Origin of the sequence: Streptomyces sp. NPDC005485 (genome assembly GCF_040606085.1) — a bacterium.
Classification (GTDB): Bacteria; Actinomycetota; Actinomycetes; order Streptomycetales; family Streptomycetaceae; genus Streptomyces.
The window spans coordinates 1-9,124 of record NZ_JBEXDZ010000248.1 but is presented as its reverse complement, the minus strand read 5'-3'; the positions used below and the strand labels follow the sequence as shown (position 1 = coordinate 9,124).

Below are 9,124 nucleotides of genomic sequence, written 5' to 3'. Positions count from 1 at the left end.
GCATCGGGTGCCCCAGGACCCGCGCCGTGCCCGTGGTCGGTTCGATCAGGCCCATCAGCATGCGGATGGTGGTCGTCTTGCCGGAGCCGTTGGGGATGACCGTCGTGTACGACGAGCCGAAGTTGCCCGGGAAGTTCCCGATCGGCATGCTCGCCCGGTAGATCTTGCCGTCGTCCCCGGCGAAGAACAGGTACATGTTCTGGCCGTCAGCAATCAGGGTCTGGTCGATCGGGGCGGAGTTGGGGATGCTGCCGGTGAACAGCGCCTGCGGCGCAGACCAGCCGTTGGGGTTGGTGGGGTCGCTGGAGGTCCGGTAGATGAAGGGCGACGCACCCCACTGGGACGCCAGCACCCAGATGTTCTTGGGGGCGAAGTAGAACAGCGTGGGCGCCACCGTGGACTGGCTCATCCCGGTCTGGCCGGCCGATGCCATGTCCGACCAGTTCGTGAAGGGACCGAACGCCATCGAGCCGTACCCCGACCCCGAAACGTTCGACGCGTAGACCAGGTGCTTGCCGTTGTACACCACGTTGGTGAAGTCCTTCAGCGAGACCCATCCGTTCGCCGGCTGCGCCAGCGCACCCGTCGACGTCCACCGGTATGTCGAGGGAAGAGAACACGTGTCGGGAGGGGTCGTGCCGGACAGGCCGGTCCACTTCTGGTTGCTGCCGCCGTTGCACGTCCAGATCTCCACCGCCGTGCCGTTGGCCGTGCCGTGGCCCGTGACGTCCAGGCACAGCCCGGACTCCACGCCGACGATCGTGCCGTCGGAGTTCACCCGCCACTGCTGGTTCGCACCGCCGCTGCAGGTCCAGATCTGTACGCGGGTGCCGGCCGTGGTGGCGTGGCCGGGAACATCTAGGCACTTGTTGCCGTAGACGGTCAGCTGGCTGCTGTCCGTCGACGTCCACTGCTGGTTGGTCCCGCCCGAGCAGTCCCAGATCTGCAGGTACGTGCCGTCGGTCTGGGCGGCGTTCGGTACATCGAGACATCGGCCGGAACCAACACCGCGAACGGCGCCACTGGTGGCCGCCTGAGCCGGGTTGGCGACGAGTGTCGCCGCCAGCGCGATCAGGACCGTAACCGCAGCGGCGAGCACCACGGACAGGCGTCTGCGGCTGAAACTTCGTCTGCGCATGGGGACCTCGTCATCCTTGAGTACGCGGTTCCGGTCGGCCCCGGCAGAGGCTGTCCGGATTGTGGAGGGGGTGCGGTTCGCAGCAGTCCGTGGGTACCGGGCTGACGCCTTTCGGCTTCCCGGTCCTGCGAGACCTTCTGAAAGGCCGGCGGCGCCCGGTGTCTTCGGGTTGCGGCGAAATGCACCGGCCTGTGCCGGACGTTCATCGAGCGTCACCGAGCGAGGCGCCTGCCGACGCGAGACGACGATCAGAGCATTGATGGGGCCATGACATATGCATCGTGCGGCATGCTCCTTGCGGCTCGGCGGTTGCGGTGGGCGTGACTCAGGGGCGCCCTGCTGTGCGGGTGGAGAGGACCTGATGTGTTCGCCATGTCGAACAAGGATCGACGTGTCGAGCAACTTGGATGATAGGGAACCGGTGAACGACGTCAATACTTCTCGCATGATTCGCGAGAGGGGCCGAAACATTCGCAGGGCATATGAATGAAACGCCGCAGGTCAAGCACATCGGGGGTGAAGGAGGTCGACAGTCGCCGGCCCGGCGCCCAGGCCCAGGGTGGCGTGGGGCGGCCTGTGGGGTGACCGCTCTCTGCGGACGCTGATGCCGGACGAGGTGACAAGGTGTCCGTCCAGCGGCCGGAACTCCCGCCCGCCGGCGCAAGCGCTCGTTGCACTTGGCTGAATCATCCCCCGGCCCGTCCGTCTCGTCCCGCGCGACAACCGACCGCCATGCCCGTTAAGTCTTCGACGAATACGCGCCGGACCACGACGAACGCACCCTGCGGCAGCGGGAAAACAACCTCATTCCATCCGTACCTCATGCCACCTACGACGGAATTCCCGTTGGCCTGAACGTCCCTGCCGACTCAAGCCATCGCGCACTAGTAGTGCTTCGTTAGGTCTATACGTTTGCGCTGATCAAGAGCATGTTGGGTATGTGGACACGCATGAAGTGAACCGATTACGGGCCGCGTTGGGGCTGTTCGTGGAGGACGTGTTCGCGTCGGTGCCGCGCAAGGATCAGCGGGCCAGGGGCGAGTGCTATCTGCGGGGACTGATGTTGGATGGCCGGCGCAAGTCGATCCAGCCGATGGCCCGGCGTCTGCCGGACGGGAACATGCAGGCCCTGCAGCAGTTCGTCAACCAGTCGCCGTGGCAGTGGACGCCGGTGCGGCGGCGGATCGCCGAACGGCTGGTTCAGGTGGTTCGGCCCGAGGTGTGGGTGGTCGACGATGTGTCGTTTCCCAAGTGCGGACGGGCCTCGGTCGGGGTGGCCCGGCAGTACTGCGGGGCACTGGGCAAGCGGGCCAACTGCCAGGTCGCTGTCAGCGTGCATGCGGCCACCGACACCGCCTCCTGTCCGCTGGAGTGGGAGCTGTTCCTGCCGGAGGAGTGGGCGCATGACACCCAGCGACGCACGGCCGCGGGGGTGCCCGAGGAGGTGGGGCATGTGACCAAGCCCCGCCTGGCCCTGGGACTGCTGGACAGGCTGGCCGACTGGCTGGTGTCGGTGCCGGTGATCGTGGCCGACTGCGGCTACGGCCGCAGCGTGGCCTTCCGCCTGGCCCTGGAGGAACGCGGCTGGTCCTACGTCATGGCCGTCGAGCCCAAGGAAATCGCCCGGCCCGCCGGCACCGTCCCGCATCTGCCGCCCTACCCGGGGCTGGGCCCGCCCACGCTGCCCCGCTACCGTGAGCCGGCCCGCCCTCTGCACCAACTCATCGATGCGGACACCCGCTTCGAAACCGTCACCTGGCGCCAGGGCAGCAAGGGATCGATGACCTCACGCTTTGCGGTACTCGAGGTGCGGCCCTCGGGCAAGGAAGCCACCCGCACAGCGCAGGAACAAGCCGGTGGACGCGGCCGGTGGGACGGTGTGCTGCCGCTGCGGACCCTGCTGGTCGAACAGCCCGAGGAGGCGACGGAGCCCACCGGCTACTGGATGACCAACCTGCCCGCCACCACCCCCGTCGCCGACCTGGCGCGCTGGGCGAAGATGCGCTGGCGCATCGAGCACGACTACCGCGAACTCAAACACGGCCTGGGCCTGGACCACTTCGAGGGCCGCACCTGGCGCGGCTGGCACCACCACGTCACCCTCGTCACCGCCGCCCAGGCCTTCCTCACCCTGCGGCGTTACGACCCAAAAGCCCTCACAGCAGCCTGAGCCTCTACCAAGTCCTCGACGCACTCCAAGACCTGCTGCGCTGCTGGACCGGCACCTGCACCACCTGCGGCCGCCCCCTCACCAGAACCAGAACCTAACGAAGCACTACTAGACTCAAAACGAATGATCACCGGGAGTTTGCCGACCGGGCGCAAGCGCACGTGTGCTACCTCAACCAGGACATGGCTGAATTCTTCGGGACACGTCTGTACGGGGCTCTCTCAGTGAGTCACGATCATGTGGACACCAGGATCGGGGACTGGCTGTTCCGGCACATCGCTTTTCCCGGCGAGGCCGACACCACCACCGAGTACTTCCAGCGCTACTACCGGGGTGCCTGGTGGGCCGACTTCCGTGAGCAGGTCCTGTCGGCGCGGGACGGACTCCGGGAGTTCTGCGAGGAACTGATCGACCGTTACCGGCTCGACGGGGCCGACATCGTGGGGGTTCAGCTCGATGTTTGCCCAGCATGTGCCGACCGTCGACTTCGTCTTCTCCGGGCCCGCGCTGAACACCTTCGGTGAGTTCGTTCGTTGTGTGCTCGACGGTGAGCCGGAGCGTGCCGACACCGTTCCGGGAATCCTTTACGAGCGAAACTGCCGAGACCCGTGTTTCCGTAAGGCCGTTGGCGCGGAACGCGATATCGATGACTTCTTCCTGCCCGACTACGACAGCTTCTTCGAGGCGCTGCAGGTTCATCCGGAACCGCGGCGCACGGGGACCAGTAAGCCGATGCTGTTCTTCGAGACGTCGCGTGGCTGCTGGTGGGGGCAGCGTTCGCACTGCACGTTCTGCAGGCTGAACGGCGAAAGCATGGCATTTCGGTCCATGGCTCCGGACCTGGCCGTCCGGCAGTTCGAATGGCTATTTGGCTTCGCGCCCGCCTACACCGCGTTCTTCTGCACCGACAATGTTATGCCACGCAACTACGCGCGTGAGGTCTTCCCGCGGCTCGACCCGCCGCCGGGAGCCGAGATCTTCTACGAGGTCAAAGCCCGTTGAGCCGTCAGGACCTGCGGGCCATGACGGACGCCGGTGTCACCGTCGTCCGGCCCGGTACCGAGGCGCTGTCCTCCTCGACACTCAAACTGATGGGCAAGGGCACGACCGCGTTCCAGAACCTGCAGTTCCTCAAGAATTGCGAGGAGTTCGGGATCAAGCCCGAGTCGAACCTGCTGATCGGATTCCCGGGCCAGGGCCCGGAGGTCTACCGCAAGTACGCCGAGGAACTGCGTGACTTCGTCCACCTGGTGCCGCCGCACGGCGTGTACACGGTGCGCTTCGACCGCTTCAGCCCCTACTTCAAGCGGAGCGACGAGTACGGGCTCGTTCTGAAGCCGGTGGACTACTACTCCCTCACGTATCCATTCGACGAGTCGGCGCCGGCCGATCTCGCGTACTTCTTCGCCGATCAGAACCTGGCGCCGTACACGGCTCGGTCTCCTTGAGATGCTGGGCGAGGAGAACCTCCCCAGTCAGACCTACTACGGCGACGGCGAACCGATCCCGGACGACGTCATGGACCATCTCCGGGACTGATACCGAGCCGCGGCGACCCGCTTCGACTACCGTGCGGACGACGTCCTGGTGATCGACAACATGCTGGTCTCGCACGGCCGCGAGCCGTTCACGGGCCCCCCGGATCGCGGTCGCCATGGCGGAGCCGTACACCCCCGACCGCTAGCTCCAGGACGGAAGATCCTCGCATGTTCGCGCGTTCGCTCTGGTCCAACCGGGACTTCTCCGTCTTCTGGGCGGTCCAGGCACTGTCCGAGGTCGGCAACGCCTTCTCACTGGTGGCGCTTCCGCTGCTGGTGCTGCACACGACCGGGTCGGCGGCGCAGATGGGGCTGCTCACGGCCGTCGCGGGCGTGGACTCGTTGCTCACCGGTCTGGTGGGCGGCGCCTGGGCCGACCGCTTCGACCGGCGGCGTCTGCTGATGCTGTGCGACGCCGCCCGGCTGGTGCTGTACGGCGCGATCCCGGTCTGCTGGGCCGTGAGCCCGCAGATCTGGCTGCTGTACGTGGCCATGGCGCTGGCCTCGGTCTTCGAGATGCTGTTCAACATCACATATGTCACCGCCGTGGCGAACCTCGTCGACAAGGAGCAGATCGTCGCGGCGAACGGCCGGCTGGAGGCGACGAACGCGATCGCGTACATCGCCGGCCCGGCCCTGGCCGGTGTGGTGGCCGGGCTCTTCGGGCCGACGGCTGCCGTCGCCATCAACGCGGGCAGCTTCGGCATCTCCTTCGTGGGCCTGGCGTTCATCAGACTGAGGTCCACCGCGCGGCCGTCGGCCGACGAGGCGGAGAGCAAGGCGGCCCGGGCACAGGACCTGCGCTCCGGCTTCCGGGTCGGCGCCGCGTTCCTGTGGCGTACGCCGGTGCTGCGGGCGCTCACCGTGCTGCTGACCGTCACCACCTTCCTCAGCCTGGGCATGACCGACGTGTTCATCTACCACCTGCGGCACGGTCTGGGGCAGGACGAACGCACGGTGGGTTACGTGCTCGCGCTGGCCGGGCTGGGCACCTGCGTGGCTGCCGCCGCGACCGCCTGGATGCGCCGCTCCTGGGGGTTCGGCCGCTGCTGGCTCGGCGCGATGAGTCTGTGCTCGGTGTCGGTGCTGGTGCTGGGCGGCACCGGGCACGTGTCCGTGGCGGCCGTGACGATCTGTCTGTACTCCTTCGGCATGGCCCTGGCAGGCGTCTGCTCGATGTCCCTGCGGCAACAGGTCACGCCGGACCATCTGCTCGGCCGGGTCACCGCCGCGTTCTGGACGATCCACGGCAGTCTCGCGCCCCTCGGTGCGGCCCTGCTCACCGCCCTGGTCGGCCGGCTGGGGACACGCGGACCGCTGACGGCAGTTGCCGTGGTCTTCCTGGCCGTGGTCGTGGCCGCCGCCTTCACTCCCATCCGACAGCGTCACCCGGAGCAGACCGCCGTACAGCCCCCGCGGACACGGCCCACCGATCTGCCTTCACCTCGAGAGGAGAGTCACGGGGATGACACCGAAGCCCGACGATGACGGCCGGCCAACAGGACGGCCCGTCGGCGCAGCGTGCCGACCGCGCGGGCTGACTCCCGGTCCGTCACCGCACCCACCGTACCGCGAACCAGGGAAGGTCATCGTGCACGACGACTTGGAAACACGACCCACGGCCCGCTCGGCGTAGGCGTCCCGGCTGCCGCTCTCCCACGGCCAGGAAAGACTCTGGTACCTGGAGCAGATCGCCTCCGGCGCCCCCGTCCACCACGTGTCCGCCGCCACCCTTGTCGAGGGCCCACTGGACGCCGGCCGGCTTGAATCCGCCTTGCGGGCCTGCGTCTCCCGCCACGAGCTGCTCCGCGGAGCATAACGGGGGCACGGCGTCGGAGCAGCAGCGGGGCGAGAGCCTGGACGAGCGGCTCGCCGAGGAGATAGCCCATCCGAACACCGAGTCCGACCTGATCGCGTCTGACATCGGCCTGGACGGCGCCGGCGCCTCGGCCGAGGAGGCCGCGATGCATCTGATCCCCGACTCGGAGAGCTACTGACGGGGCCTTACCGCCGGAGCCTCAACGCCGGGCGTGGCGGATCTTCAATCTTCCGAAGCCCATGGTTCCGGAGATTCGGATCGTCGGCCCGCCGGGGCGGGAACGCTGCGGGGCCTTGTAGCGCAGGTCCTTCCACCCAGTGCGCAGACCGTCGACGTCAACGACTGCGTCGCAGGGCACCGTGATTCTGGCCCCGCCGGTTCCGAGTTGCAGCTCGATGTCGACGACCGGATACTCGATGATCGCCCGGGACAGATCCAGGCGCGCCCTACCGTATGCGGACTCGACCTTGAGGGTCCGAGGTACCCGCCATGCGCCTCGCCGCAGGATCCGTCCGCCCGCCGCGGCGATCGTTGAGGTGGTGCCCGGGCGCTCCCGCGGGAGCGAACCCAGGGCCGACACGAGCTCGCCATGCGCTTTGGCGGTGAGCACCTGGTGGAGGCGTTCGTCCAACTCCTCGTGCGAGATGAGCCCTTCGGTGTACGCCTCCTGCAGGCGCTGCACGGCCGTATCGCGGTCGTCTTCGCCGATCAGTTGCGGCGAGTCTTCCGGTAAGGAGGTCACCGGTTCACCCTACTGCCGTGCCGGCGACGCGAACGCGTCAAGGCCCAGTCCCAGGTCGCAGCCCGGCAAGCTCCACGCCGACAGGGGGTATGACCACGCCCACCTCGGGTGCGAACACCGTGCCGAGAAGTCGCCGTACCGAACGGCGAACTCCTCGACCCGTCCTCACTGTTCGTCACTGCGACCCGGCGGCCACCAGCTTCGCGGTGATGGGTTCGAGTTCGGCGACCAGCTCGTCGAGCTCGGCGGGGGACAGGGCGTCGTACGGCGGGGCGGCGAGCTCGTCGGTAAGGGCTTCGATGTGTTGCTTGGTCTCACGGCCGGCGTCGGTGAACCGGCCCTCGTTGTCGACGAGTCCGCGCTCGCGCAAGCCGTCCATGACCGCGGCCAGCCGCTCCTTCGGCAGGTGATGGATGCGCCCGAACGACTCCGGCGGGTGGATGTCCATTTCCAGTGCGCTGAGCACGTGGGCCTCCGTGCCGCCGATGCGCGCACCGACGAGAGCGGCGATGTGACCGTCACCGCGGTGCTCGCGCAGCATGGTCGCGGAATGCCACAGCCGGGCGACCGGGTCGCCCGGCACGGGAAGGGTGCGCATCCCGGCGTACATCACCCGACCTTCTGTGGGCGCGCTCGTCGCGGCTTTGGTGGTCAGGTCGGCGGCGCGCACCAGGCCCGGGGAGTCGGCCAGCTCGTCGCCGAGGATCCGCCGTACGGAGGCCGCGCTGCCCCGCTGCCGCGCGGCGACGGACGCCTCGGGCGGGATCGTCTCCCATGCGCTCGGGATGTGTCGCGCGGCCTCCCCGTCGGCGAAGTTGTAGAAGGCCGCGTGCACGACCTGCGCCGGCACCCGCCCCAGCGGCGCGGCGCGGCTGGCGAAGTAGCCGTCCCAGTAGGTGCGATGGCCGAGCGCGGCCAGCTCCTCGTTGCACTCGTCGGCGAAGAAGGTGACCAGACAGATCGGCTCCAGGAGCTCGAACATGCGACGGGCGGTGTGAGTCATGGCCTCCATCATGCCTGCGGTCACGTCCCGCGGAGCAGCAAAGGCCGCTGAATCAGCGCCTGGTTGCGGCAGCCGAACGGCCGCCTCTGCGGTGGCTCGACCAGATCTTGACCGAACGGCGGGGGAGCGTAGTGATACGCCTGCCGGGGCCCCGCGACCCCGTCGTAGTCGGATGAACGAGGGTGCGGAGGATCACGGACTTCGTGGCGCGCACGAATTGAGGCGAGACGGTTCGTCTTGTTATGGTGGAGGCATGGCTTTCCTTTTCTTCGTCTGAGTCCGGGCACGGCCGATGCCGCCGTTTCTGCTGCCCGTAGACCCTTCGCATACCCAGGGAAAGCCATATGTGCGACCGAGACCATAGTGCCCTGCCCACCGTCGACCCCGTTGCCGTAGCGCAGCTGTCCGTCAGGGACGTCACCAAGTCCTGTGACTCCTCCCCCGGCTGAAGCCGGGGGCTTCTCGCTACGCCGGGTTGGCGTGGCGACGGACCAGCCCGGCCCGTAGAACGTTGAGGGCGCCCACTGTGTCGGCGTGTGCGTGGTGGCCGCAGGCGAGGCAGTGGAACTTTTCCTGTGTGGGCCGGTTCTCCTTGGCGGTGTGCCCGCATTGGGGGCAGGTGCGGGAGGTGTTGCGGGGGTCCACGGCGATCACTTCCCGTCCGGCGCTTTCAGCCTTGGCGTGCAGGATCGTCAGGAACACCCCCCAACCGGC

At 67.8% G+C, this 9,124-nt stretch carries 10 protein-coding genes and 2 pseudogenes; 8 read left to right on the top strand and 4 right to left on the bottom strand.

The window, feature by feature from the left end:
- Positions 1-1,138, bottom strand: a 1,138-nt coding sequence (locus ABZS97_RS42075; RefSeq protein ID WP_356148481.1) for a non-reducing end alpha-L-arabinofuranosidase family hydrolase, incomplete at its 3' end; no start/stop codon positions are given.
- Positions 1,139-2,078: 940 nt separating this feature from the next.
- On the opposite strand from ABZS97_RS42075, the gene ABZS97_RS42070 reads away from it, so the two are divergent.
- From ABZS97_RS42070 to ABZS97_RS42035, 8 genes and pseudogenes are all read left to right on the top strand, one after another.
- Positions 2,079-3,308: an IS701 family transposase gene (locus tag ABZS97_RS42070; protein WP_356148478.1), complete on the top strand. Its 1,230-nt coding sequence runs from the start codon at positions 2,079-2,081 to the stop codon at positions 3,306-3,308.
- A gap of 224 nt (positions 3,309-3,532) precedes the next feature.
- Positions 3,533-3,832, top strand: a complete 300-nt coding sequence (locus ABZS97_RS42065) for a hypothetical protein (RefSeq protein ID WP_356148475.1) — start codon at positions 3,533-3,535, stop codon at positions 3,830-3,832.
- Positions 3,780-4,310, top strand: coding sequence for a hypothetical protein (locus ABZS97_RS42060; protein WP_356148470.1), 531 nt, complete (start codon positions 3,780-3,782; stop codon positions 4,308-4,310). Before ABZS97_RS42065 ends, ABZS97_RS42060 begins: the two co-directional genes overlap by 53 nt.
- Positions 4,307-4,756, top strand: a complete 450-nt coding sequence (locus ABZS97_RS42055) for a hypothetical protein (protein WP_356148468.1) — start codon at positions 4,307-4,309, stop codon at positions 4,754-4,756. The genes ABZS97_RS42060 and ABZS97_RS42055 overlap by 4 nt, the downstream gene beginning before the upstream one ends.
- Positions 4,740-4,992 (top strand): annotated as a pseudogene (locus ABZS97_RS42050) (TauD/TfdA family dioxygenase); the annotation flags it as partial. The gene ABZS97_RS42055 and the pseudogene ABZS97_RS42050, both read left to right, overlap by 17 nt.
- 22 nt (positions 4,993-5,014) lie before the next feature.
- On the top strand, positions 5,015-6,334 hold the full coding sequence (locus ABZS97_RS42045; protein ID WP_356148466.1) for an MFS transporter: 1,320 nt from the start codon (positions 5,015-5,017) through the stop codon (positions 6,332-6,334).
- A 157-nt stretch (positions 6,335-6,491) separates the two neighbouring features.
- A complete protein-coding gene (locus ABZS97_RS42040; RefSeq protein ID WP_356148484.1) occupies positions 6,492-6,665 on the top strand; it encodes a condensation domain-containing protein in 174 nt (57 codons plus the stop codon).
- A pseudogene (locus tag ABZS97_RS42035) lies at positions 6,652-6,843 on the top strand (DUF5709 domain-containing protein); the annotation flags it as partial. The gene ABZS97_RS42040 and the pseudogene ABZS97_RS42035, both read left to right, overlap by 14 nt.
- Before the next feature lie 21 nt (positions 6,844-6,864).
- Here the strand turns inward: ABZS97_RS42035 and ABZS97_RS42030 are convergent.
- From ABZS97_RS42030 to ABZS97_RS42020, 3 genes are all read right to left on the bottom strand, one after another.
- A complete protein-coding gene (locus ABZS97_RS42030; RefSeq protein WP_356148463.1) occupies positions 6,865-7,407 on the bottom strand; it encodes a DUF1707 domain-containing protein in 543 nt (180 codons plus the stop codon).
- 175 nt (positions 7,408-7,582) lie between these two features.
- Positions 7,583-8,410, bottom strand: a complete 828-nt coding sequence (locus tag ABZS97_RS42025; RefSeq protein ID WP_356148460.1) for a MarR family transcriptional regulator — start codon at positions 8,408-8,410, stop codon at positions 7,583-7,585.
- Between the two features lie 465 nt (positions 8,411-8,875).
- Positions 8,876-9,124 (bottom strand): transposase (locus ABZS97_RS42020; RefSeq protein ID WP_356148457.1); only part of this gene is annotated, 249 nt, incomplete at its 5' end.